Raw genomic sequence first — 24446 nt, forward strand, 5'->3', positions numbered from 1 at the left:
GGACGGCGCCCAGGAGGTGCACTCCGACGCCGAGGTGTCCGTCACCGTCGCCGAGGGCCGGCTGCTGTCGGTGCGGCTGGCCGACGACCGCGGGGTGGCGGTGCCCGGCCGCACCGCCCCGGACGGCTCCCGCTGGACCCCGGAGGAGCCGCTCGCCCCGGCCACCCCGTACACCGTCGACGCCCTCGCCCAGGACGCGGACGGGCTGCGCGCCGCCCACCACTCCGCCTTCGTGACGGCCGGTCCGGCGCACACCGTGGCCGCCCTCGTCACTCCGGAGGACGGGGCGCTGGTCGGGGTGGGGATGCCCGTCTCGCTGCGGTTCACCCGTCCGGTCGCGGACCGGCCGGCGGCGGAGCGGGCCGTCGAGGTGGCCGCCGACCCGCCGGTGCCGCTGGCCGCGCACTGGTTCGGCAACCGCCGCCTGGACGTCCGGCCGCAGTCCTACTGGGCGCCGGGCACCCGGGTGACCGTCACCCTGCGGCTGAAGGACGTGGAGCTGGCGCCCGGTGAGTTCGGCACCCAGGCCAAGGAGGTGGCGTTCACCGTCGGCCGTGCCCGGGTGTCCACCGTCGATCTGGCGGGCAGCACGCTGACGGTGCGCGAGGACGGGGTGCCGGTGCGCACCCTGAAGATCACCGCCGGCGGCCCGCAGCACCCCACCTACCGGGGCGTCATGGTGGTCTCGGAGAAGTTCGAGGAGACCCGGATGAACGCCCGGACGGTCGGCCTCGGCGACGAGTACGACATCAAGGACGTCCCGCACGCGATGCGGCTGACCGACTCCGGCACCTTCGTGCACGGCAACTACTGGGCCGAGGAGGAGGTGTTCGGCGCCGCCAACACCAGCCACGGCTGCATCGGGATCGCCGATCGGCAGGGCGGTGACGCCGACTCGCCGGCCGGCTGGTTCTTCGAGCACACCCTGGTCGGCGACGTGCTGGAGGTGCGCGGCGACACCGGCGCGGTCGTCCAGCCGTCCAACGGCCTGAACGGCTGGAACCTGTCCTGGGCGGCCTGGCTGCAGGGCAGCGCGCTGGGTTCCGCACCGCGCTGACCTGCACCCGGCGATTCACCGAACCGGCACCCCCCACCTGCGGAAGATTCACTCATCCGGGGCAGTTATCCTGGCGTGCCACGCGGGCCGGGGGCTCTTCCCCGTCGGCGGCGCGCGGAAGAAGTCCGACCCCCGGTGAAACCGACCCGGGCGCGGATGCGTGTATCCAGCGTGGGTACCGGGAGGGGAGCAACCGAGTGAAGCCGGTTCAGGCGGCCGAGGCCGCGATAGTCAGAGGTGCGGCCGGGGCGGGCCGCACCGGTCGTACCGCACGCACCGCGGCCGTCGCGCTGGCGATGGGCGGCGTGCTGCTGTTCACCGCCGCCTGCAACGACGGCGGTTCGGGCGGATCCGGCGGTTCGGCTGCCGCGGGCGCCTCCGGCGGTGCGAGCGGCGCGGCCGGCTCGTCCGGCGGCTCCACCACGCAGGCCGCCCCCAAGGCGTCCGCCGCGGTGCTCACCGTCAGCGCCAAGGACGGCGCCACCGACGTCCAGCCGGGCGGCTTCACCGTGACGGTCGCGAGCGGCAAGCTCACCTCCGTCGAGCTGAAGGACAAGAACGACAAGGCGGTCGCCGGCACCATCGCCGCCGACGGCCTCAGCTGGAAGCCGAGCGCGCCGCTCGCGGTCGGCATGGCCTACACCGTCAACGCGCAGGCCAAGGACGACGCCGGCCTGCCCGCCGCGATCTCCTCCGGCTTCACCACGCTGTCCCCGGCGAAGAAGGTCGCGACCAACGACAACATCGCCGACAACGGCACCTACGGCGTCGGCATGATCGTCTCGGTGGCGTTCAGCAAGCCGGTCAAGAACAAGGACGCCGTCCTCAAGGGCATCACCGTCGAGGCCAGCGACGGCACCGTCGTGAAGGGCCACTGGTTCGGCTCGCAGCGCCTGGACATCCGCCCGGCGGAGTACTGGAAGCCCGGCACCAAGGTGACGGTCAAGTACCGGCTGAAGAGCGTCGAGGTCTCCCCGGGCGTCTACGGCGACGTGGACCGCGACGAGCCGTTCACCATCGGCCGCTACCAGGTCAGCACCGTCGACGCCGCCAAGCACGTGATGACGGTGGCGAGCGGCGGCGGCGCCACCAAGAGCATCCCGATCACCGCGGGCAACGACCAGAACCCGTCCTGGAACGGCACGATGGTCATCTCCGGCAAGGAGAAGGTGACCCGGATGAACTCGGCCACCGTGGCCAACGTCAAGGGCGACGAGTACGACGTCCCGGACGTGCCGCACGCGATGCGCCTCACCACCACGGGCACCTACGTGCACGGCAACTACTGGGGCAACGCCTTCGGCAAGTCCAACGCCAGCCACGGCTGCATCGGCCTGAAGGACGTCAAGGGCGGCAGCGAGTCCTCCTCGGCCGGCACCTTCTTCAACAGCTCGCTGGTCGGCGACGTGGTGAAGATCGTCAACTCCAAGGGCCGCACGGTCTCCCCGGACAACGGCCTCAGCGGCTGGACGCTCCCCTGGAGCAACTGGTAGGCCGCACGCCTCCGGACACCCGGTGACCCTGCCGACGGCCCGGCCGCTCCCCGCGAGCGGCCGGGCCGTTGCGGGTTCGTGACCGGATCGTCGCGCTGCGGGCTGCAACTCCGGCCCCGCCCGGAGCGTGTATTCGGTGGGTGCCGCGACGGGGAGTGCGCGGCGGGGACGGAGGGGGACCGGCATGGGGTCCGTGCGCAGAGGTCTGACGGCGGGTCTGCTCGGGGGAGCACTGGTGCTGGCGGCGGCGGCCTGCGGGCCGTCCGGGTCGCCGGGGGGCGCGGCCTCCGCCGCGGGGACGACGGCCGCCCGGCCGCGGCCCACCGTCCCGGCGGCGGTGGTGACCGTCGAGCCGAAGAACGGCGCCACCGACGTCAAGCCGTCCGGGGCGCTGAAGGTCACCGCGACCGGCGGGAAGCTGACCTCCGTCAAGGTGACCGGCGAGGACGGCCGGGAGGTGCCCGGCACGCTCGCCGCGGACGGCCTCGGCTGGACGCCCGCCGCCGCACTCGCCGTCTCCGCGCAGTACCGGGTGACGGCGCGGGCCACCGACCCGAACGGGCTGGTGACCACCGCCGAGAGCGCCTTCAGCACGCTGACCCCGGCCCGGCGGACCGGCTCCTACAGCAACCTGGACGACGGGCAGACGTACGGCGTCGGCATGATCGTGTCGCTGCGCTTCCGCAAGGCGGTGCAGAACCGCGCCGAGGTGGAGCGCGCGGTGGTCTTCGAGACCTCCGACGGCACCGCGGTGAAGCCGCACTGGTTCGGCGACGACCGGGTGGACTTCCGCCCGGCGGAGTACTGGAAGCCCGGCACCAAGGTGACGGTGAAGTACCGGCTGAAGAGCGCCGAGCTCGCCCCCGGCGTCTACGGGGACAAGGACGGCGAGGAGCACTTCACCGTCGGCCGCTCCCGGGTGAGCACGGCGGACGTCGCCACCCACCGGATGACCGTGGTGGAGAACGGGCAGACGGTGGACACCGTGAAGTTCACCGCCGGCAAGGCCGGGTTCGACAGCTTCAACGGCACCATGGTCATCGAGGAGATGGCCCGCAAGACGCGGATGTCCTCCAACGGCGTCAGCGGCATCCGGGCCGGCGACGAGTACGACCTCGACGACGTGCCGCACGCCATGCGGCTCACCGACACCGGCACCTACGTGCACGGCAACTCCTGGGCGATCGGCTCGATGGGCCGCTCCAACGCCAGCCACGGCTGCATCGGCATCGCCGACACCCGCTACGGCAGCGACGGCACCGACGCCGGCCGCTTCTACAACGCGTCAATGATCGGCGACGTCGTCACCGTGGTGAATTCCGACGGCCCGCGGGTGTCCGGCGAGAACGGCCTGAGCGGGTGGAACGTGCCCTGGACTGCCTGGTAGGCCCGTCCGGCGTGCCGCTGTCATATGTCCCCCGCCGTGATCGTTTGCTCATTGTCCGTACGCACCCGCATGCGTTCCGCAATGATGGGCGCCATGGCGGGATGGCGTGAGGCGGACCAGGCGTCGAATCGGGTGCTCGGCACGGCCGGTGACGACGCGTCGGCCGGCCGCGGCCTCGCGCTGGCGGCCCTGGAGCGGCTGACCGCGGACGAGCTGGAGCAGGCCGCCTTCGAGCTGCTGCGCGACCCGGCGGCCGAGGAGGAGGTGCGGCTGCCCTCCCGCCCCGAGTCGGCCGGGATCGCCCGCCGCCTGGTCGTCGCCGTGCTCGGCGCCTGGGAGCTGGTGCAGCAGCTGGACGTCGGCGAGTTACTGGTCGGCGAGCTGGTCGCCAATGCCGTGCGGCACGCCGGGGGGCGTACCGTCGGCCTGAAGATGGCACGCCGGCCGGGCTGGGTGCGGATCGAGGTCCGGGACTCCTCGCGGGCGCTGCCCTGCCTGATCGTGGCGGCCGAACGCGGCGGGGCGGAGAACGGCCACGGGCTGGTGCTGGTCGACGCGGTGTCGGACCGCTGGGGCGCGGACCTGCTGCCGCGCGGCAAGTCCGTCTGGTGCGAGCTGAGGGTGCGCGAGCGCGCCGCCTGACGCGGCGGGCCCGGGTGCCCGGACATGAGCAGGGCCCCCGTTCCGCTCGGTGTGCGGTGTCGGGGGCCCGTGCGCGTCACCGCGCGGCCAAGGGGGTGCGCGCCGCGCGGTGGGAACGGCCGAACCGGGTCGGTGGAGGCCGTGGAATGCCTCCACTGTCGCATGCCAGGACTGGTCTGGACAAATCGATCCAAAGGTGCATACCCCTCGCAACCTTCGAAGACTTACCAAACCCTAATGAGCGGCCTATGAATGCCTGCCGTCAGGCCGGGCTTCCGCCCGGCCCGGTCAGCACTCGATGACGTTCACGGCGAGGCCGCCGCGCGAGGTCTCCTTGTACTTGATCTTCATGTCGGCGCCGGTCTCCTTCATGGTCTTGATCGCCTTGTCGAGGGAGACGTGGTGCCGGCCGTCGCCGCGCAGCGCCATCCGCGCCGCCGTGACGGCCTTCACCGAGGCCATGCCGTTCCGCTCGATGCAGGGGATCTGCACCAGGCCGCCGACCGGGTCGCAGGTCAGGCCGAGGTTGTGCTCGATGCCGATCTCCGCGGCGTTCTCGACCTGCTCGGGGCTGCCGCCGAGCACCTCGGCGAGGCCGCCGGCCGCCATCGAGCAGGCCGAGCCGACCTCGCCCTGGCAGCCGACCTCGGCGCCGGAGATCGAGGCGTTCTCCTTGAAGAGCATGCCGATCGCGCCGGCCGCCAGCAGGAAGCGCACGATGCCCTCGTCGTCGGCGCCGGGCACGAAGTTCAGGTAGTAGTGCAGCACGGCCGGGACGATGCCCGCGGCACCGTTGGTCGGCGCGGTGACCACCCGGCGGCCGGAGGCGTTCTCCTCGTTCACCGCCATCGCGTAGAGGGTCACCCACTCCATCGCGTTGGCCGGGCCGATGCCCTCGGCGCGCAGCGCCCGGGCGGCCGAGGCGGCCCGGCGGCGGACCTTCAGCCCGCCCGGCAGGATGCCCTCGCGGCCGAGCCCGGCCGCGACGCACTCCTGCATGACGTGCCAGATCTCCAGCAGCCCGGCCCGGATCTCGGCCTCGCTGCGCCAGGCCTTCTCGTTCTCCAGCATCAGGCCGGAGATCGACAGGCCGGTCTCGCGGGTGAGCCGCAGCAGCTCCTCGCCGGTGCGGAAGGGGTAGCGCAGCGCGGTGTCGTCCGGCTTGACCCGGTCGGCGCCTATCGCGTCCTCGTCGACGACGAAGCCGCCGCCGACCGAGTAGTAGGTCTTCTCCAGGACGGGCGCGCCGGCCTCGTCGTACGCGGCCAGGGTCATGCCGTTGGCGTGGTACGGCAGCGAGCGGCGGCGGTGCAGCACCAGCTGGGTCGCCGGGTCGAAGGCGATCTCGTGCTGGACGTCCTTGTCCTGGGCGAGCAGCCGCAGCCGCTTGTCGCGCTGGATGCGCTCGACGTCGAGGTCGGCCTGGTCGACGTCGACGGTGCGCGGGGAGTTGCCCTCCAGGCCCAGCAGGACGGCCTTGGGGGTGCCGTGGCCGTGGCCGGTGGCGCCGAGCGAGCCGAAGAGCTCGGCCCGGACGGAGGCGGTGCTCTCCAGCAGCCCCTCCGAGTGCAGGCGGCGGGCGAACATCCGGGCCGCCCGCATCGGGCCCACGGTGTGGGAACTGGACGGCCCGATGCCGACGGAGAAGAGGTCGAAGACGCTGATGGCCACGGGGGGGGACGTCCTTGTCTGGTCTCGTGGAAGGACTTGCTGGGTGACACGGAAGGGGGCACCGCGCGCACTGTCCAGTGTGCGCGGTGCCCCGGAATTCCTGGTGTCCGGCCGGGGTGAGGCCGGTCACCGGGGGACGAACCGCCGAGACCGGCCGGCGATCGGGGGGCGTCGCGCTCCGATCGCCGGTCGGTCCTACCGCGGGGTGCGGATCACAGCTCGGGGTAGAGCGGGTACTTCGCGGCGAGCGCGGTCACCCGGGCCTTGAGCGCGGTGGCCTTGGCCTCGTCGAAGCCGGGCAGCAGGGTCTCGGCGATGACGTCGGCGACCTCGCGGAAGTCCTCCGCGCCGAAGCCGCGGGTGGCCAGCGCCGGGGTGCCGATGCGCAGGCCGGAGGTGACCATCGGCGGGCGGGGGTCGTTCGGCACCGCGTTGCGGTTCACGGTGATGCCGACCTCGTGCAGGCGGTCCTCGGCGTCCTGGCCGTTGAGCTCGCTGTTGCGCAGGTCGACCAGGACGAGGTGCACGTCGGTGCCGCCGGAGAGCACCGAGACGCCGGCGTCCACGGTGTCCTGGCGCAGCAGGCGCTCGGCCAGGATCTTCGCGCCCTCCAGGGTGCGGCGCTGGCGGTCCTTGAACTCCTCCGAGGCGGCGACCTTGAAGGCCACGGCCTTGGCGGCGATCACGTGCTCCAGCGGGCCGCCCTGCTGGCCGGGGAAGACCGCGGAGTTGATCTTCTTGGCCCACTGCTCCTTGCAGAGGATGACGCCGCCGCGCGGGCCGCCCAGCGTCTTGTGGGTGGTGGTGGTGACCACGTCCGCGTACGGCACGGGCGAGGGGTGCAGGCCCGCGGCGACCAGGCCGGCGAAGTGCGCCATGTCGACCATGAGCAGCGCGCCGACCTCGTCCGCGATGCGGCGGAACTCGGCGAAGTCCAGCTGGCGCGGGTAGGCGGACCAGCCGGCGATGATCAGCTTGGGCTGGTGCTCCTTGGCGAGGCGCTCGACCTCGGCCATGTCCACCTGGCCGGTCTTCTCGTCGACGTGGTACGCGGCCACGTTGTAGAGCTTGCCGGAGAAGTTGATCTTCATGCCGTGGGTGAGGTGGCCGCCGTGCGCCAGGCTCAGGCCCAGGATGGTGTCGCCCGGCTGGATCAGCGCGAACATCGCGGCGGCGTTCGCCTGCGCACCGGAGTGCGGCTGGACGTTGGCGTGCTCCGCCCCGAACAGCGCCTTCACCCGGTCGATGGCGATCTGCTCGGCGACGTCGACGTGCTCGCAGCCGCCGTAGTAGCGCTTGCCGGGGTAGCCCTCGGCGTACTTGTTGGTCAGGACCGAACCCTGGGCCTCCATGACCGCCACCGGGGCGAAGTTCTCGGAGGCGATCATTTCGAGGGTGGTCTGCTGGCGGTGCAGCTCGGCGTCGACCGCGGCCGCGATCTCCGGGTCGAGCGCGTGCAGGGACTGGTTCAGAACCGTCATGAGGTGGGGTCTCCCCGTGGAGCGAAGGGCTGGAGCGGGGCGGCCGCCGCACTGCGGCCGCCCCGTTGGGCGGGCGGTCAGCCGCCGATGAACGCGGTGTACGCCTCGGCGTCGAGCAGCTCGTCGGTCGCCTCGACGCGGACCTTGAACAGCCAGCCATCCTCGAACGGGGAGCTGTTCACCAGGGCGTTGTCGTCGAGGACGGCCTGGTTGACCTCCACGACCTCGCCGGTGACGGGCGAGAACAGGTCGCTGACCGACTTGGTGGACTCGAGCTCGCCACAGGTCTCACCGGCGGTGACGCTGTCACCGACCTCCGGGAGCTGGACGTAGACGATGTCGCCGAGGGCGTCGGCCGCGTGCGCGGTGATGCCGATCGTCGACACCCCGTCCACGGCGGCGGTCAGCCACTCGTGCTCCTTGGTGTACTGCAGGTGCGTGGGGTTGCTCATGGCGTCATTCTCCAGGATCGCAAGAGGGAGGGGCGTGGCCGTCCGCTGAGCGGACCGCCCCGGGCAGGACGGTTCAGGACGGTTCAGGGCGGTGCTGGGAGCGGCGGGGGCGCTCAGCGGGCGCGCTTGTAGAACGGCAGCGCCACGACCTCGACCGGCTCGGCCTTGCCGCGCACGTCGACCGCGACGGCGGTGCCGGGCGCGGCGTGCGCCGCGTCCACGTAGGCGATGGCGATCGGCTTGCCGAGGGTGGGGGAGGGCGCGCCCGAGGTGATCCGGCCGATCGGGTTGCCGTCGGCGTCGACCACCGCGTACTCGGCGCGCGGCACCCGCTTGCCCTCGGAGACCAGGCCGACCAGCTTGCGCGGCGGCGCGGACTCGGCCTCGACGGCCGCCTGCTCCAGGGCCTTGCGCCCGACGAAGGCGCCCTCGTTGGTGGTCTTGTCGAAGCGCACCACGCGGCCGAGGCCGGCGTCGAACGGGGTCAGGTCGGTGGACAGCTCGTGGCCGTACAGCGGCATGCCCGCCTCCAGGCGCAGCGTGTCGCGGCAGGACAGGCCGCACGGCACCAGGCCCTTGTCGGCACCGGCCGCGGTCAGCGTCGACCACAGGTGCTCGGCGTCGGCCGGGGCGCAGAAGACCTCGAAACCGTCCTCGCCGGTGTAGCCCGTACGGGCGAGCCAGACCTGCTTGCCGGCGACGGTCGCGGGCAGCAGCGCGTAGTACTTCAGGCCGGGCAGGTCGGCGTCGGTCAGCGAGGCGAGGATGCCGTTCGCCTCCGGGCCCTGGACGGCGATCAGCGCGTAGGCGTCGCGGTCGTCGCGGACGACGGCGTCGAAGCCCTCGGCGCGCTCGGTCAGCGCGTCCAGCACCACCTGGGCGTTGGAGGCGTTCGCGACCACCATGTACTCGTCCTCCGCGGTGCGGTAGACGATCAGGTCGTCGAGGATGCCGCCGTCCTCGCGGCAGATCATGGTGTAGCGGGCGCGCAGCACGCCCAGCGCCGAGATGAAGCCGACCAGCGCGTGGTCCAGCATCTCGCCGGCCTGCGGGCCGGAGACGGTGATCTCGCCCATGTGCGAGAGGTCGAACAGACCGGCCTTCGTGCGGACGGCGAGGTGCTCCTCGCGCTCGCTGCCGTAGCGCAGCGGCATGTCCCAGCCGGCGAAGTCGGTCATGGTGGCACCGAGCGAACGGTGCAGCGCGTCGAGCGCGGTGAGGCGGAGGGACATGACGGCAGGACTCCTTGGCTGCTCTGCGGGCACACGGGCGACCCTCCCGCCCGGAAACGGGCAGGACGGCGGATGGAGTCTCCCCGTCTGTCGTCAACAACCTGAGAGCTTCACCGCCACCTCAAGGATGGCGGCTTGCACCGTGGGTGGGCGCACGGCGCGGCCGTGTCCACTTTCCAGATGTGCCTCGCCCGTGCGGTATGGGTGCCTGAGAGATTCCGGGGAGGACTTGCTCCTTCGGCGCCGGCCTCGCCCCTGGGGGCGTTCCGGACTCTCCCGCGCGGGTTCGAGCGGCCAGTATGAACTTGGAGGGTCGAGCGCGCTCATCATGGCATGCCGCCGGGCCTGATGGGAGAGGGGGCGGCCCGCTAGGCTCTGTGCAGGGGACGAGCGAAGGGGCCGTACATGGGGTATCCGGCGGGCGAGGCACAGGCGTGGGCCGCACCCGGCACGGCGCCGGAGGGCGGCACCTGGCCGTCCAACGAACTGGAGCAGGTGCTCACCGCCGCGCTCGGCGACCCCGGCGCCACGCCCCGGGTGATCGAGGTGCTCGCCCGCAGCCAGGTGTGGATCCCGCTGCCGGCCGGCGCCGACCCGCAGGGCACCTCGCTGGACCTGCCGACCATCGAACTCGCCGGTACCCCCTACGTGCCGGTGTTCTCCTCGCAGGAGCAGTTCCTGCAGCACGCCCCGGGCATGGCGTTCGCGATCGCACCGGTGTGGGAGTTCGCCCGCGGGCTGCCGCTCGGCATCGGCATCGCCGTCAACCCGGAGGCGCCGGTGGGCATCCCGGTGCCGCCGGAGGGCGTCGGCGAGCTGCGCCGCGGACCGCAGGGCGGCCGCACCGCCGGCGAGGCCGTCGAGGGCGCCTCGGTGGCGCTGCGCGAGCCCGAGCCGCACCAGGAGCCGTACGCCTTCCTCGCCGCGGCCACCTCCGAACTGTCCCGGCTGCCCGGCGTGCTGACGGCCCGTCGGGCGCTCGCCCGGGTGGAGGCGGACGCCCCGCAGCTGTACGTCGGGATCCAGCTCGACCCGGCCGGTCCGGCCGATCCGGTGCAGGTCAACGAGGCGCTCGGCCGCGCGCTCGGAACCGCGCCGCCGCCGTGGGGCGTCCACCTGGTGCTGCTGGACATGGCCGACGACCCCGTCGTCGAGTGGCTGCTGACCTGCGTGGCGCCCTTCTACGTCCGGGCGTGACCGCCGGTCCGGCCGGCCCGGGCGCCTGCCGGCGGGACACCGGCGCCGCCCGGGGGTATCACGAGGGGGTATGCGGCATGACGCCTGTCGGCCGCGCGCAATAGGGTGCTGCCCGGCAGTGGGCACGAGCGGCGGAAGACGGAACAAGACGGGGCACGGCGACGTGAGCGAGCGGAGCGAGGCGGGCGCATGAGCGCGGCAGCGGCAGGCGGCGGGCCGGGCCCGTGGGGCCAGGCACCCGTGGCACCGCCCGGCGGTGACCCGGGCGCCATCGAGCGCGCCCTCGGCGCGGTCGTCCCGGAACGCTACGACGCGTACGAGAACCTGCTGCGGGCGCTCGCCCAGGGGCAGGTCTGGATGCTGCTCTGGCACGGCACGCCCGGCAGCCCGGACGCCCAGTACGGGAACATGGACATCGGCGGGCACGGCTACGCCCCCGCCGTCACCTCGGCCGAGCAGCTCGCCGCCAGCGGCTGGGCCCGCGCCCACGAGGTGATCTCCGGCCAGGAGATCGCCGCCGCGCTCTTCCGCACCCGCTGGGGCCTGTGGCTGAACCCGCACGCCCCGGGCGGCGGCGTCGGCGTCCCCTGGGCCGACCTGAGACGCGTCGCGGTCGGCCTGGACCGGCTGCCGGCCGGTCCGCTGCGGATCTCCGAGCCGCGGCTGAACGCGCCGCAGTTCTACGGGCTGCTGGAGCAGCAGGCCGTGCAGACCCGTCCGCTGCGCTCGCTGCGCCAGGCGTGGGTGCAGCCCGCGCTGGGCGAGGCGTACCTGGCCGTCGGCCTGGACCTGTACGACAACTCTCCGCCGTCGGTGGAGGCCGCCCGCGCCCTGGTGCAGCGGGCCGCGCAGCTCGCCCCGGAGGGGCTGGCGGTGTCGACGGTCGCGATGGCGGACGAGTTCGACCCGGTCGCGATGTGGATGCGGGCGAACGCCCGCCCGTTCTTCGACCGCGACACCCAGTTCGGGCACCCGCAGGGCGCGGCCCCCTACCCGCCCTACGGTTACTCTCCGCAATCGGCGCCGGGTCCGCAGCCGTGGCCCCAGCAGCCGTGGCCGGGCTACCCCGGCCGCTGATCCTTCGCCTTTCCCTCCCCTTTACCCGCCCTTGTGGCGACCGTCCGCCAGTGGCGGGTCATGCCCAGGTGGTGGCGGTTTCCCGCCGTTGGCGGGCTTCCGTCAGTACCCGTCTTGACAGGCTTGTTTCAGCCGTGTGAAGAGGTGTATTCGCGGTCACAACGGGCTGCATGCCGACAGATCACAGTTAGGCATCCTTCGGTTGCCCCCTCTGGCGGAACCTCTCCCCGATGACAGAGAGTGCTGCCCACGGCCAGTGCGCGAGCCGATCCCCACAAAGGTGATCGCGCCCTGGCGACGCCGAACCGCGCGATGTGCATGCCGCGCACTCCGGCACCACGCAGGACCCGCAGTACCCCCGCAAACGCCGTGATCCGCCGCCCCGGCCCCGTGCCCGGACGGCAGGCTCCGGCACCCCGAAAACGAACTCTGCACCGCCGCACCGGCGTACGGAACCACCGCACCGCTCTGCACCGCACCTGTCGCGAACTCCGGACCGCACCGGGGTCCGGGCCCTGATCGGGCCCGGGTCGCCCCGCCGGACCGGGCCGTGGGCCGGCCACCGTCGGCGAGGGGAACGAACTGACTCATGACCACACCCACCGAGACCACCGGCTCTGCCCGGCCCGAGGCCGCAACTGCCGCCCCGGCCAAGCGCATCCAGGGCCGCTCTCCGGGCCGGATCGCCTGGGACCGGCTGAAGCGTGACAAGGTCGCCCTCGCGGGCGGCACCGTGGTGCTCCTGCTGATCCTCGCCGCGATCTTCGCGCCGGTGCTGACGGCGCTGTTCGGCCACCCGGTCGACGAGCCCCACCCGGACCAGATCAACCCGGACCTCGGCCTCCCCAGGGGCGCGTTCGGCGGCATGAGCGGCGACTTCCTGCTCGGCGTCGACCCGACGTTCGGCCGCGACGTCTTCAGCCGGATCCTCTACGGCGCCCAGATCTCGCTCACCGTGGCCTTCCTCGCGGCCGGCGTCTCCGTCCTGATCGGCGTCGTGCTCGGCGCCGCGGCCGGCTACTTCGGCGGCTGGGTCGACGCGGCGATCAGCCGGGTGATGGACGTGCTGCTGGCCTTCCCGCAGCTGCTGTTCTCCATCGCGCTCGTCTCGGTCATGCCGAACTCGCTGCTCGGCCTCGGCGGCACCGCCCTGCGCATGGGCATCCTGGTCCTGGTCATCGGCTTCTTCGGCTGGCCGTACATCGGCCGCATCGTCCGCGGCCAGGCACTGTCGCTGCGCGAGCGGGAGTTCGTGGACGCCGCCCGCAGCCTCGGCGCCGGCAGCATCCACATCCTCTTCCGCGAGCTGCTGCCGAACCTGGTCGCCCCGATCCTCGTCTACACGACGCTGATCATCCCCACCAACATCCTCAGCGAGGCGGCGCTCAGCTTCCTGGGTGCCGGCGTCAAGCCGCCGACGCCCTCCTGGGGACAGATGCTCTCCGAGGCGACCCGGATCTACCAGGCCGACCCGACCTACATGGTCGTCCCCGGTCTCGCGATCTTCGTCACGGTGCTCGCGTTCAACCTCTTCGGCGACGGCCTCCGGGACGCGCTCGACCCCAAGGGCAACTAGCCCTCCCTCTCCCCCCACATACCAGGCAGGTCCCTCTCAGCCTGCCCACCCCCGGCGGACCGTTCGTGCCCGCACATCACCAGGAGGACTCCGTACCCATGAAGCGCAACAGGACACTTGCCGCAGCTTCCCTCGTGGCTGCGCTCGCCCTGACCACCGCGGCCTGCGGCGGCACCAAGGGCGGTGGCACGAGCGACAGCGCGAGCAAGGGCTCGGCCGGCTTCAACGCCGCGGTTGACAAGGTGCTGAACCCCTCCGACAAGAAGGGCGGCACGCTCAACCTCTGGACGAGCACCGACGTCGACTCGCTCGACCCGGGCCGTGCCTACTACGCCTCGGTGTGGAACTTCGAGCGCTACTACGCCCGCACCCTCCTGGCCTACGACGCCAAGCCGGGCAAGGAAGGCCTCAAGCTCGTCCCGGACCTGGCGGCGAACCAGCCGGCCGTGTCCTCCGACGGCAAGACCTACACCTTCCACCTGAAGCAGGGTCTGAAGTTCGAGGACGGCTCGCCGATCACCTCGAAGGACATCAAGTACGGCATCGAGCGCATCTTCGCGCAGGACGTCGTCTCCGGCGGCCCGACCTACCTGATCCAGTCCCTGGACCAGGGCCAGAACTACAAGGGCCCCTACACCGACACCGACCCCAACAAGCTGGGTCTGAAGTCGGTCGAGACCCCGACCGACACCACCATCGTCTTCAAGCTGGCGAAGGCGGACTCCTCCTTCCCGTACCTGCTCGCGATGGGCTCCGCCGCCCCCGTCCCGCAGAAGCTGGACACCGGCGCGAAGTACGGCGACAAGCCGGTCTCCTCCGGCCCCTACAAGTTCGCCAAGGTCGAGCCGGGCAAGGGCTACGAGCTGGTCCGCAACGAGAACTGGGACCCGGCCTCCGACCCGTTCCGCAAGGCGCTGCCGGACACCGTCAAGCTGACCGTCACCTCGAACGCCGACGACATGGACGCCCGCCTGCTGGCCGGCTCCGTCGACATCGACTTCGGCCAGACCGGTCTCTCCCAGGCCGCCCAGGTCAAGGTCCTGCAGGACGAGAAGCTGAAGGCCAACACGGACGACCCGTACAACGGCTTCATCCGCTTCATCGCGCTGAACCAGAAGGTCGCCCCCTTCGACAACATCCACTGCCGCAAGGCCGTGCTGTACGCGGCCGACCCCACCGCGCTGCAGACCGCCCGCGGCGGTTCGGTCGCCGGTTCCACCTACGGCAACATGCTGCCCCCGAACATCCTCGGCTCGGACGAGTACGACCCGTTCGGCCTGACCGACGGCAAGGCGGACCTGGAGAAGGCCAAGGCCGAGCTCAAGGAGTGCGGCAAGGCCGACGGCTTCACCACCACGATCGCCGTCCGCGGCAACAAGGCCAAGGAGGTCAACTCGGCCGTCGCGCTGCAGACCGCCCTCAAGGCCATCAACGTGACGGTGAACGTCGACCAGTACGACGGCAAGCTGCTCGCCTCCGTCGCCGGTGCGCCGGACGTCGTCCACCAGAAGGGCTACGGCCTGATCGTCGCCGGCTGGGGTGCCGACTACCCGAACGGCGCCGGCTACATGCAGCCCCTGATGGACAGCCGCTTCATCACCAAGAACGGCAACAGCAACTACCCCGAGACCTCTGACCCGGCGATCGACAAGCTCTTCGACGACGCCGCCGCCCAGACGGACCCGGCCAAGGCTGCCGACCTCTACAAGCAGATCAACCACAAGGTCGTCGACACCGCGGTGTGGCTGCCCATCGTGGCCGACAAGGCGCTCAACTACCGCAACCCGCGCCTGACCAACGTCTTCATCACCGACGCGTTCGGCGAGGTCGACTTCCAGGCCCTGGGCGTCTCCGACGGCAAGTGACCTGCCCCGCCCGCAATCGTAGTTCGCACAGCTAGTCCGAAGGGCAGGTGAAGGCTCCGCCCGGGTCGGCCGGCGTCCCCACAGGGACGCGGCCGGCCCGGGGCGGGGCCGACCGCAGTGCTCGTATATCTCATCCGACGGCTCGTCAATGTCGTCGCCATGCTGCTGGTGGTCTCCGCGGTCACCTTCGGCATCTTCTTCATGGTGCCGAAACTGACCGGGACCGACCCCGCGCTGCTCTACGTCGGCAAGATCGCCGACAAGGTGGCCGTCGAGGGTATCCGACACAAGATGGGCCTCGACAAGTCCATCGTCGAGCAGTACTTCCTGTTCCTGAAGGGCCTGTTCGTCGGGCGCGACTACAGCACCGGCGTGGACATCACCCACTGCTCCGCGCCGTGCTTCGGTTACTCCTTCAAGACCGAGCAGGAGGTGTGGCCCGTCCTGCTGGACCGACTGGGCGTCACCGCCTCGCTCGCCGCCGGCGCGGCCACCCTGTGGCTCGTGTTCGGCACCGCGACCGGCGTCGTCTCCGCGCTGCGCCGCCGCACCCTGCTGGACCGCTTCACCATGACGACCGCCCTGGCCGGCGTCTCGCTGCCGATCTACTTCACCGGCATGCTCGCCAGCGCGATCTTCGTCTACCAGCTCGGCTGGTTCCCGCACGACTACGTGAACCTGGGCGACGACCCGGTCGCGTGGTTCCAGAACCTGGTGCTGCCGTGGGTCACCCTGGCGTTCCTCTACGCCGCGACCTACGCCCGCCTCACCCGCGCCACCCTGCTCGAGGTGCTCGGCGAGGACTACATCCGCACCGCCCGGGCCAAGGGCCTCGGCGAGCGGACGGTCATCGGCAAGCACGCCATGCGCTCCACCCTCACCCCGATCCTCACCGTCTTCGGCATGGACCTGGGCGCCCTGATCGGCGGCGCGGTGCTCACCGAGTCGACCTTCAACTTCCGTGGTCTGGGTTACGAGGCGGTCTCCGCGGTCAGCTCCAGCGACCTCCCGGTGATCATGGGTGTCACGCTCTTCGCCGGCTTCTTCATCATCATCGCCAACCTGCTGGTTGACGTGCTGTACGCCGTTGTCGATCCTCGGGTGAGGCTGGCATGAGCAAGACCCTGAACACCACCAAGCCCTCCGCCTTCCTCTCGGTGCGCGACCTGCGGGTGCACTTCCCCACCGAGGACGGACTGGTCAAGTCGGTCGACGGCCTCACCTTCGACCTGGAGAAGGGCAAGACGCTCGGCATCGTCGGCGAGTCCGGCTCCGGGAAGTCCGTCACCTCGCTGTCGATCATGGGCCTGCACCGCACCGGCACCAAGCGCGGCGCCCCGCGGATCACCGGCGAGGTCTGGCTGGACGGCGAGGAGCTCGTCGCCGCCGACCCCGAGCGGGTCCGCAAGCTCCGCGGCCAGAAGATGGCGATGATCTTCCAGGACCCGCTGACCGCGATGCACCCGTACTACACGGTCGGCGCGCAGATCGTCGAGGGCTACCGGGCCCACCACCCGGGCGCCACCAAGAAGCAGGCGCGCACCCGCGCGATCGAGATGCTCGACCGGGTCGGCATCCCGCAGCCGGACAAGCGGGTGGACGCCTACCCGCACGAGTTCTCCGGCGGCATGCGCCAGCGCGCCATGATCGCGATGGCCCTGGTCAACGACCCGTCGCTGCTGATCGCGGACGAGCCCACCACCGCCCTGGACGTCACCGTCCAGGCGCAGATCCTGGACCTCATCCGGGACCTGCAGAAGGAGTTCGGCTCGGCCGTCATCATCATCACGCACGACCTCGGCGTGGTGGCCGAACTGGCCGACGACATCCTGGTGATGTACGGCGGCAAGTCCGTGGAGCGCGGCCCGGCCGCGTCCCTCTTCGAGGCGCCCGAGCACCCCTACACCTGGGGCCTGCTCGGCTCGATGCCCCGGCTCGACCGGGAGCTCCAGGACCGGCTGATCCCGGTCAAGGGCACCCCGCCGAGCCTGATCAACGTGCCGTCCGGCTGCGCCTTCCACCCGCGCTGCCCGTACGCCGAGCTGACCGGCGGCCGGTCCACCTCCGAGGTGCCCGTGCTGGCCGAGGCCGCCCCCCGGCACCTCGCGGCCTGCCACCTGCCGATCGCCGAACGGCACCGGATCTTCGCCGACGAGATCGCGCCCCGGCTGTGACCCGGCCGCCAGCAACACACTCAGGAGACAACCGATGACGGATTCGAAGACGGCGGCGATCCCCGCACCCGCGCCCGCCTCCGACCGTCAGCCCCTGCTCAAGGTGACCGGGCTGACCAAGCACTTCCCGATCACCAAGGGGCTGCTGCGCCGCCAGGCCGGCGCCGTGCGCGCCGTGGACGGCCTCGACTTCGAGGTCCGGCCCGGCGAGACCCTCGGCGTGGTCGGCGAGTCCGGCTGCGGCAAGTCCACCATGGGCCGCCTGGTGACCCGTCTGGACGAGCCCACCGGCGGGAAGATCGAGTTCGAGGGCACGGACATCACGCACCTCGGCGTCTCGGCGATGCGCCCGCTCCGCCGGGACATCCAGATGATCTTCCAGGACCCGTACTCGTCGCTGAACCCGCGGCACACCGTCGGCACCATCGTCGGCGCGCCGTTCCGGCTGCAGAAGGTGGCCACCGAGGGCGGCGTCAAGAAGGCCGTGCAGGAGCTGCTGGAGCTCTGCGGCCTGAGCCCGGAGCACTACAACCGCTACCCGCACGAGTTCTCCGGCGGCCAGCGCCAGCGCATCGGCATCGCCCGCGCGCTGGCCCTCAAGCCGAAGATGATCGTGGCGGACGAGCCGGTCTCCGCGCTCGACGTGTCGATCCAGGCGCAGGTGGTCAACCTCCTCGACGACCTGCAGAACGAGCTGGGCCTGACCTACCTGATCATCGCCCACGACCTCTCGGTCGTCCGGCACGTGTCGGACCGCGTCGCGGTGATGTACCTCGGCAAGATCGTCGAGATCGCCGACCGCGACTCGCTCTACAGCGTGCCGATGCACCCGTACACCAACGCGCTGATGTCGGCGGTGCCGACGCCGGACCCGCGCCGCAAGGAGCGCCGCGAGCGCATCCTGCTCACCGGTGACGTGCCGTCGCCGCTCAACCCGCCGAGCGGCTGCCGCTTCCGCACCCGCTGCTGGAAGGCGCAGGACGTCTGCGCCACCCAGGAGCCGCCGCTCGTCGCCGCGCGGCCGGGCCACCAGGTGGCCTGCCACTTCCCGGAGAACGACGACCTGTCGGTCGGCACGCGCAAGCCGGGCATCCACGCCCAGCGCGGCCGCTGACCCGCAGAGTCTGTTCGAAGCAGTACCCACCCCGGCCCGGGTGCCTGAATCAGGCACCCGGGCCGAGGCGTTCCAGCGCGTCGATCACCGCGGCCCGGTGCACCCGCCGCCGCTCCCGCTCCGCCGCGTCGGCCGGCCGCTCCCGGTGGAAGCGGAGCGCCACGCCGTGCGGTGCGGGCGAGACGGTCACCTGCAGCACGGTGTCGGCGGCGCGGCCGGGCGGACGCCGGGTCAGCCGCAGCCGCGAGCCCGGGTGGTGGCTGCGCACCTCGCCGGTGGTGCCGTCCGACGACTCGTACCGGCTGCCGGGGCCGCCCGGCGGGTGGACGCCCGCGCCCGGCCGGAGCGCGGTGCCCCCGGCCGAGGTGACGAGCAGCCAGAGCGCCCCGGGCGGTGCGGCAGGGTGCGCGGGACGCCGATCCGCCGGCCTGCGTCCCCGGTGAGCCCGGTGGGCGTCAGCCCTCTCCTCCCGACTGCCGGGCGCGCAGCGCCCGGACCTTCTGCCGGTTGCCGCAGCGCTCCATCGAGCACCAGCGCCGCCGGCCGGGCCGCGAGGTGTCGACGAAGTGCAGTTGGCAGTCGTGGGCGCCGCAGACGCGGATCCGGTCGGCGTACGGGCCGGTGAACAGCTCGACGGCATCCCGGGCGACCGCGGAGAGCACCGCGCCCGCGGTGGTGGGCGCGGGTTCGGCGCGCCGTCCGTCGGGGCCGATCCGGGGGACGGGCGGGGGAGCGGCGGCGGCCCGGTTGACCGCCGCGTAGTCCGCGGGGGCGCCGGGGAGGCCCTCGGCCCTGGCCTCGGTGAGCCGCCAGAGCGCGTCGCGCAGCTCCCGGGCGGCGGCCACCCCGGCCTCGTCGACGGCGACCTCGCCGGTGTCCAGCCGGCAGGCGGCGATCCACTCGGCGAGGTCGGCGGGCCGGTGCAGCACCTCGTAGCGGGCGTGGGCGCCGGCCCCGCCGGTGGGCAGCAGCTCCAGGCAGAGCGCGCCGGGGTCGAAGCGGTGGGAGGTGCCGTCGGGGTGGTGCAGCACGAGTCCGGTTGCGGCGTCGTCCATGTAACCACTATAACCGGTAGCATGACTCTCGACTACAAGATCGTCGTGGACTGCGCGGACCCGCACCGCCAGGCCGCGTTCTGGGGCGAGGCCCTCGGCTACCTCGTCGAGGACAACAGCCCCGTCGTGGAGCGGCTGATCACCGGCGGCATGCTGCCCGCCGAGGCCTGGACGGTCGTCGACGGGCGCAAGGCCTTCAAGGCGATGGCCGCCGTCCGGCACCCCGAGGACCCCTTCGACCCGGCCACCGGCATCGGCCACGGCCGGCGCCTGCTCTTCCAGGCCGTCCCCGAGGCCAAGACCGTCAAGAACCGGCTCCACCTCGACCTGCACGCCGGGCCCGAGCGCCGTGAGGCCGAGGTGGACCGGCTGGTCGCCCTGGGGGCCACCGTGCTCGCCCGGATCGACGAGCCCGGCACCAGGCACGTCACCCTCGCCGACCCCGAGGGCAACGAGTTCTGCGTCCAGTGAGCGGCGCAGGGGCGGCGGACTTCGCCGCGTTCGAACGGCGCGGCTGGGCCGCCCGCAGCACCACCTACGGCGAGGGCTTCGGCGCGATGACCGCCGGGGCCCACCCGGCTCTGCTCGACGCCGTCGGCGCGGGCCCCGGCACCCGGCTGCTGGAGGTCGGCTGCGGCACCGGCCGGCTCGCCGCGCTCGCCCTGCGGCGCGGCGCCGACGTGACCGCCACCGACGCCGTCCCCGAGATGGTCGAGGCCGCCGCGGCCGCGCTGTCCGGCGCCCGGGTCGAACGGGCGGCCCTGCCCGGGCTCCCGTACCCGGACGGCCGGTTCGACGCGACGGTCGGCGCCTTCGTGATCAACCACGTGCCCGACCCGCCCGCCGCCGCGGCCGACCTCCACCGGGTGCTCGCCCCCGGCGGCCGGCTCGCCCTCTCCTGCTGGGACACCCTCGCCGCCAACCGGGCGCAGGGCCTGGTCTTCGACGCCGTCCGCGCGGCCGGCGGCCCGCCGCCCGCCGGACTCCCCGGCGTCGCCCCCTTCACCCGGTACGCCTCGCCCGACGGCCTCGCCGCCCTGCTCGCCGGCGCCGGCTTCACCGAGGTGTCGGTCGACCGGGTCCGCTGGACGCACCGGGTCGACCCGGCCGACTGGTGGCGGCACGTCCTCGGCGGCACAGTGATCACCGCCGCCCTGGTCGAGGGCCGCCCGCCCGAGGAGATCGACGCGATCCGCACCGAGTACCTCCGGCTGGCCGCCCCGTACGCGGCCCGGGGCCTGCCGGTCGCCGCACTGGTCGCCACCGGAACCCGCGGCTGAGCGGCCCCGGGCGGCGCGGGTCCTTCGTCCGGACCAGTGCCGCCCGGCCTGCTGTTGCGGGCGCCCGGGAGGCTGCGTTCACTGACGGTGTTCGGATCCGATCGACGACGGCGCCTGCCCGGCGACCGGGGGAGGTGGGCCAGATGCTCTCCGCACGCAGCCTGTTCCAGGAGATCCACGACAACGACGACTCGTTCCGGCTGTTCTGCAGCATCGCCGCCAAGGGCGAGGACCAGGGCGGCTGGGAGAACGGGCGGATCTCCAAGCTGGTCTCCGACCAGGTCCTCGCCCCCAAGATCGCCCGCCACGGCGCCGACGAGGACAAGCACGGCCGGATCTTCAACGCCCTGCTCCACAAGCGCGGCCTCGCACCGGTCGACGTCCCCGACGACACCGACTACACGATGATGCTGGAACGCCAGGGCATCGGCCTCGCCCACACCAGGCTCAAGCGCGACGAACCGCTCACCCGGCAGGACGTCATCACCTACCTCGCGCACAGCCGGGTCACCGAGCAGCGCGCCGCCGAGCAGATGCAGCTGCTGAAGAAGGTCTTCGGCGACCACCCGGTGGTCGGCCGCGCGGTACGCATGATCTCCAACGACGAGGACAACCACCTCGCCTTCTGCCACGAGGAACTGCTGCGCCTCGCCGCCGAGGGCCACGGCCGGGCGATCCTGACCACCCTTCAGCGGACCGCGCACGCCGAGATCCGCACCTACCGCGACGTCAGCCTCGCCGTCATGGCGCACATGGGGACGATCCTCCGCTGGCCGCGCGCCAAGTCGGCGGCGCTCGCGGCCGGCATCCACGGCGTCTACCTCTACGAACGCGCCCTCGGCTGGCGGCGGATGACCACCCTGGCGATGCCCGAGCGGCGCAACGCCCTCGGCGGCCCGGCCCCGCAGGAGTCCTTCGCCTGACCCGATCGGGCGAAGGACCGAACCGCCCGACGGCGGGGTGCTGCCTTCCGTGCCATACAGCCGGGGCCGCACCCCGCCGTCGACGCGCTCGCCGCCGACGTGGTCGTCGACCTCTCCGACGTGGTCCGCGAGACCGGACTCCTCGGCAGCCGGGCCGCCGACCTCGGCCGCTTCCGGCGGCGCTTCCTGAAACCCGTTCCGATCGGCGCCCCACCCGGCATCGCCGTCGTCCCCCGCCTGATGGAACTGCCCCCGACTGGGTGATCTCCCGCAAGGAGGAGGAGAGCGCGCTGCTCGCCGCCGGGCCCTACCGCCGCCGCGGCGACGGACCCCGCCGCGACCTGCTCTCCCGCCGCTGGCGCTGCCCGGCCCCCGGCTGCCCGACCTTCGGCCCCGCCGCACCCGCCGCAGGACCGCTGCCCGACTGCCGCGGCCACCGCACCCCGCACTGCCCCACCCACCAGCAGCCGCTCGCCGACCTCGGCGAGGCCCACCACCCCCTCTCCCGAGCGGTCCACACCCTGCCGCCGCACTGAGGGGCGAGACCGCAGGGGTGCGTGGGGTCACCTCCCGGGCGAAGGCTGGGGGGAGAACTGCGCAGGCCGGGGGCTGTGCCTGCTAGCGGGGACGCGCCCCTGTTCCGGCTCGGACGTATCAGGGTTCTCCGCGCCCCCTACGGCAGGACCGGAGGGGGGAGGTGGATGCGGACGGGGATGTCGCGGGCGATGCGGAGGCGGTCTCCGTCGGTGGGGGGCGTTCGCCGGGCCGGAGGCGGCGGCCGTTCAGGGTGGTGCGGTTGGTGGAGCCCAGGTCCTCCACCCAGGCCGGGCCGCCGGGCGGGAGTCCGGCCCTCAGGTGCCGTGCCGACATGACGGGCAGGTCCCGGAAGAGGTACGCGTACGGCGACTGCACCGGGTCCCGGCCGAGCACCGCCTGCTCGCCGGCGGCCGGTTCGACGGTGCCGGTCGGGAACTCCAGTCGCAGCACCGGCCCCGGCCGCAGCAGTGCGTACGGCGTCAGGCAGCCGCGGCAGACCAGCTGCCGCCCGTCCGGCCGGGAGGCTCCGCAGTGGCACCGGTCGACAGCGCCGTACGGCACCCGCGCCCCCGGCCTTCGGCCCTGCAGCGGAGTCTGCCGGAACGGTGCCGCCCGGGGCGATCCCCCGACCGGGCGTACCTCGCGGCAGGGTGGTGCAAGATCGGACAATCCGACCGGGGAGGATGGGGCGGTGAGCTCGCAAATCTTCTCCCCGGGGCTGCAGCAGGCCCTGGACCTGGTCGGCATCTTCGTCTTCGCCCTGTCCGGCGGCCTGCTGGCCGTCCGCAAGAACATGGACATCTTCGGCATCTGCGTCCTCGCCGAGGCGACCGCCCTCGGCGGGGGCGTCATGCGCGACCTGGTCATCGGGGCCACGCCGGTGGCGGCCTTCTCCGACCTCGGCTACTTCTCCACCCCGCTCGCCGCCGGGCTCGTCGTCTTCTTCCTGCACCCGCAGGTCGAACGGATCAACACCGCCGTGCAGACCCTGGACGCCGCCGGACTCGGCCTGTTCTGCGTCGCCGGCACCATCAAGGCCCACGACTACGGCCTCGGCTTCGTCCCGTCCGTCGCCCTGGGCATGCTCACCGCGGCCGGCGGCGGCGTCGTCCGCGACCTGCTCGCCCTCGAACCGCCCGCCCTGCTGCGCTGGGACCGCGAGATCTACGCCGTGCCCGCCCTGGTCGGCTCCACCGTCGTCGCGGCGCTCATCGCCGGCAACCGGCTCACCCCGCTGAACGCCGGTGCGGCCGCGCTCAGCGCCTTCGCCATCCGGATGCTCGCGCTCAGGTACGGCTGGCGCGCACCGCGTGCTTGGCACCGCAACGATTCTCGCACCAGCGAGGAGTAGGCGAACCGCCGTACGCCAGCGAGATCGCCTCCGCCGTGCAGAGCAGCTCCGGCAGCAGCCGGCTCAGTTCGGCGCCCGGTGCGAGGCGGGGCGGGGCGGAGATGGTGCACACCGCGATGGACCGGCCCTCGGCGCCCACGATCGGCGCCGCCAGGCAGTCCACCGAGTCCCGGTAGCCGCCCTGGCCCGCCGCCCAGCCCTGCCGGCGCACCGCCGCCAGTTCCGCCCGCAGCCCGTCGGCCCGCAGTCCGTCGGCCGGGGGCGCGGCCGTCGCGGGCCCGCCGTCCGGGCCGTCCAGAAGGGCCGTCAGCTGCTCCTCCGGCAGATCGGCCAGCAGCACCTTGCCGGCCGCGCTCGCCGCCGCCGGGACACGGGTGCCGATCCGGCCGGCCGCCTCCGGGGCACCGCTCGGCTCCGCCGGGTACCGGCCCTCGACCCGGTCCAGGTACAGCACCGAGCCGTCCTCCAGCACCGCCAGCTGCACCGTGTGCCCGTACCGTTCGCACAGCGAGGCCAGGTACGGCGCGGCGACCTGCCGGATGTCGATGCACTCCAGGGCCTGCTGCGCCAGCCCGAACAGCCGCCCGCCCAGCCGGTAGCGGTGGTCCGGCTGGCGGTGCACGAAGCCGTGCTCCTGCAGGGTCCGCAGCAGCCGCAGCGCCGTCGACTTGTGCACGCCGATCCGGGCGGCCGCCTGCTCGAGCGAGGCGGGACCCTCTCCGAGCGAGGCGAGGATCGTCAGGGCCCGGTCCACCGTCTGCGACATCCGTCCACCCCTCAACGCACGGCAGTGAGGCAGGAGGCTAACGGCGCGTTGCACGGGCTGCAATGGCCAAATCGTGACCCCGGCGGACCTCCCGCCCGGCGCACCCGGTGACGGCC

25 protein-coding genes and 1 riboswitch are annotated in these 24446 nt (G+C 72.7%); of the genes, 17 read left to right on the forward strand and 8 right to left on the reverse strand.

Features of this window, described 5'->3' with window-relative positions:
• From ABD353_RS08555 to ABD353_RS08570, 4 genes are all read left to right on the forward strand, one after another.
• Window positions 1-1057: L,D-transpeptidase (locus ABD353_RS08555; protein WP_344622881.1), on the forward strand; the 1057-nt coding region annotated here is incomplete at its 5' end.
• A gap of 197 nt (window positions 1058-1254) precedes the next feature.
• Window positions 1255-2550, forward strand: coding sequence for a L,D-transpeptidase (locus ABD353_RS08560; RefSeq protein ID WP_344622882.1), 1296 nt, complete (start codon window positions 1255-1257; stop codon window positions 2548-2550).
• A gap of 184 nt (window positions 2551-2734) precedes the next feature.
• Window positions 2735-3937: a L,D-transpeptidase gene (locus ABD353_RS08565; protein ID WP_344622883.1), complete on the forward strand. Its 1203-nt coding sequence runs from the start codon at window positions 2735-2737 to the stop codon at window positions 3935-3937.
• A gap of 81 nt (window positions 3938-4018) precedes the next feature.
• A complete protein-coding gene (locus ABD353_RS08570) occupies window positions 4019-4579 on the forward strand; it encodes an ATP-binding protein (RefSeq protein ID WP_425555106.1) in 561 nt (186 codons plus the stop codon).
• A gap of 288 nt (window positions 4580-4867) precedes the next feature.
• Here ABD353_RS08570 and ABD353_RS08575 read toward each other — a convergent pair whose 3' ends face one another.
• The 4 genes from ABD353_RS08575 to gcvT all read right to left on the reverse strand — a co-directional run bounded on the left by ABD353_RS08575 (window position 4868) and on the right by gcvT (window position 9415).
• Complete coding sequence (locus tag ABD353_RS08575) at window positions 4868-6250, reverse strand: L-serine ammonia-lyase (RefSeq protein ID WP_344622885.1); 1383 nt, start codon at window positions 6248-6250, stop codon at window positions 4868-4870.
• Window positions 6251-6462: 212 nt separating this feature from the next.
• Window positions 6463-7731 carry a serine hydroxymethyltransferase gene (gene glyA / locus ABD353_RS08580; RefSeq protein ID WP_344622886.1) on the reverse strand — a complete coding sequence of 423 codons (1269 nt, stop codon included), beginning with the start codon at window positions 7729-7731 and terminating at the stop codon, window positions 6463-6465.
• Window positions 7732-7808: 77 nt separating this feature from the next.
• Window positions 7809-8183, reverse strand: a complete 375-nt coding sequence (gene gcvH / locus ABD353_RS08585) for a glycine cleavage system protein GcvH (protein ID WP_344622887.1) — start codon at window positions 8181-8183, stop codon at window positions 7809-7811.
• Window positions 8184-8296: 113 nt separating this feature from the next.
• A complete protein-coding gene (gene gcvT / locus ABD353_RS08590) occupies window positions 8297-9415 on the reverse strand; it encodes a glycine cleavage system aminomethyltransferase GcvT (protein WP_344622888.1) in 1119 nt (372 codons plus the stop codon).
• A gap of 186 nt (window positions 9416-9601) precedes the next feature.
• Window positions 9602-9704, reverse strand: a riboswitch (glycine riboswitch).
• Between the two features lie 116 nt (window positions 9705-9820).
• On the opposite strand from gcvT, the gene ABD353_RS08595 reads away from it, so the two are divergent.
• The 7 genes from ABD353_RS08595 (at window position 9821) to ABD353_RS08625 (ending at window position 18418) form a co-directional block, all read left to right on the forward strand.
• Complete coding sequence (locus tag ABD353_RS08595; protein ID WP_344622889.1) at window positions 9821-10612, forward strand: enhanced serine sensitivity protein SseB; 792 nt, start codon at window positions 9821-9823, stop codon at window positions 10610-10612.
• 189 nt (window positions 10613-10801) lie between these two features.
• Entirely contained in the window at window positions 10802-11689 is an 888-nt protein-coding gene (locus ABD353_RS08600; RefSeq protein WP_344622890.1) for an enhanced serine sensitivity protein SseB C-terminal domain-containing protein, read from the forward strand.
• A 589-nt stretch (window positions 11690-12278) separates the two neighbouring features.
• Entirely contained in the window at window positions 12279-13265 is a 987-nt protein-coding gene (locus ABD353_RS08605; RefSeq protein ID WP_344622891.1) for an ABC transporter permease, read from the forward strand.
• A 98-nt stretch (window positions 13266-13363) separates the two neighbouring features.
• The gene (locus ABD353_RS08610; protein WP_359978835.1) at window positions 13364-15130 is read left to right on the forward strand and encodes an ABC transporter substrate-binding protein; all 1767 of its coding nucleotides are present in this window, start codon (window positions 13364-13366) and stop codon (window positions 15128-15130) included.
• A gap of 117 nt (window positions 15131-15247) precedes the next feature.
• Window positions 15248-16246: an ABC transporter permease gene (locus tag ABD353_RS08615; protein WP_263103577.1), complete on the forward strand. Its 999-nt coding sequence runs from the start codon at window positions 15248-15250 to the stop codon at window positions 16244-16246.
• Window positions 16243-17304: an ABC transporter ATP-binding protein gene (locus ABD353_RS08620; protein WP_344622893.1), complete on the forward strand. Its 1062-nt coding sequence runs from the start codon at window positions 16243-16245 to the stop codon at window positions 17302-17304. The genes ABD353_RS08615 and ABD353_RS08620 overlap by 4 nt, the downstream gene beginning before the upstream one ends.
• 34 nt (window positions 17305-17338) lie before the next feature.
• Entirely contained in the window at window positions 17339-18418 is a 1080-nt protein-coding gene (locus tag ABD353_RS08625; protein WP_344622894.1) for an ABC transporter ATP-binding protein, read from the forward strand.
• A 49-nt stretch (window positions 18419-18467) separates the two neighbouring features.
• Here the strand turns inward: ABD353_RS08625 and ABD353_RS08630 are convergent, their stop codons facing one another.
• Together ABD353_RS08630 and ABD353_RS08635 are read right to left on the reverse strand one after the other, a co-directional pair.
• A complete protein-coding gene (locus ABD353_RS08630) occupies window positions 18468-18686 on the reverse strand; it encodes a hypothetical protein (protein WP_344622895.1) in 219 nt (72 codons plus the stop codon).
• A 187-nt stretch (window positions 18687-18873) separates the two neighbouring features.
• Entirely contained in the window at window positions 18874-19473 is a 600-nt protein-coding gene (locus tag ABD353_RS08635; protein ID WP_344622896.1) for a CGNR zinc finger domain-containing protein, read from the reverse strand.
• A gap of 21 nt (window positions 19474-19494) precedes the next feature.
• Between ABD353_RS08635 and ABD353_RS08640 the strand changes: the two genes are divergently transcribed.
• The 5 genes from ABD353_RS08640 to ABD353_RS08660 all read left to right on the forward strand — a co-directional run bounded on the left by ABD353_RS08640 (window position 19495) and on the right by ABD353_RS08660 (window position 22212).
• Window positions 19495-19944 (forward strand): VOC family protein, encoded by a 450-nt coding sequence (locus tag ABD353_RS08640; RefSeq protein WP_344622897.1) that lies wholly within the window; start codon window positions 19495-19497, stop codon window positions 19942-19944.
• Window positions 19941-20753, forward strand: coding sequence for a class I SAM-dependent methyltransferase (locus ABD353_RS08645; protein ID WP_344622898.1), 813 nt, complete (start codon window positions 19941-19943; stop codon window positions 20751-20753). The genes ABD353_RS08640 and ABD353_RS08645 overlap by 4 nt, the downstream gene beginning before the upstream one ends.
• 143 nt (window positions 20754-20896) lie before the next feature.
• Window positions 20897-21676: a ferritin-like domain-containing protein gene (locus tag ABD353_RS08650; protein ID WP_344622899.1), complete on the forward strand. Its 780-nt coding sequence runs from the start codon at window positions 20897-20899 to the stop codon at window positions 21674-21676.
• A gap of 99 nt (window positions 21677-21775) precedes the next feature.
• The gene (locus ABD353_RS08655) at window positions 21776-21940 is read left to right on the forward strand and encodes a hypothetical protein (RefSeq protein WP_344622900.1); all 165 of its coding nucleotides are present in this window, start codon (window positions 21776-21778) and stop codon (window positions 21938-21940) included.
• On the forward strand, window positions 21937-22212 hold the full coding sequence (locus ABD353_RS08660) for a hypothetical protein (RefSeq protein ID WP_344622901.1): 276 nt from the start codon (window positions 21937-21939) through the stop codon (window positions 22210-22212). Before ABD353_RS08655 ends, ABD353_RS08660 begins: the two co-directional genes overlap by 4 nt.
• 118 nt (window positions 22213-22330) lie before the next feature.
• Here ABD353_RS08660 and ABD353_RS08665 read toward each other — a convergent pair whose 3' ends face one another.
• Entirely contained in the window at window positions 22331-22774 is a 444-nt protein-coding gene (locus ABD353_RS08665) for an FHA domain-containing protein (RefSeq protein ID WP_344622902.1), read from the reverse strand.
• A 130-nt stretch (window positions 22775-22904) separates the two neighbouring features.
• Between ABD353_RS08665 and ABD353_RS08670 the strand changes: the two genes are divergently transcribed.
• The gene (locus ABD353_RS08670) at window positions 22905-23564 is read left to right on the forward strand and encodes a trimeric intracellular cation channel family protein (protein WP_344622903.1); all 660 of its coding nucleotides are present in this window, start codon (window positions 22905-22907) and stop codon (window positions 23562-23564) included.
• Here the strand turns inward: ABD353_RS08670 and ABD353_RS08675 are convergent.
• Window positions 23500-24330, reverse strand: a complete 831-nt coding sequence (locus tag ABD353_RS08675) for an IclR family transcriptional regulator (protein ID WP_344622904.1) — start codon at window positions 24328-24330, stop codon at window positions 23500-23502. The genes ABD353_RS08670 and ABD353_RS08675 overlap by 65 nt on opposite strands.
• Window positions 24331-24446 lie beyond the last annotated feature (116 nt).

The organism is Kitasatospora arboriphila, assembly GCF_039528095.1.
Lineage (GTDB): Bacteria > Actinomycetota > Actinomycetes > Streptomycetales > Streptomycetaceae > Kitasatospora > Kitasatospora arboriphila.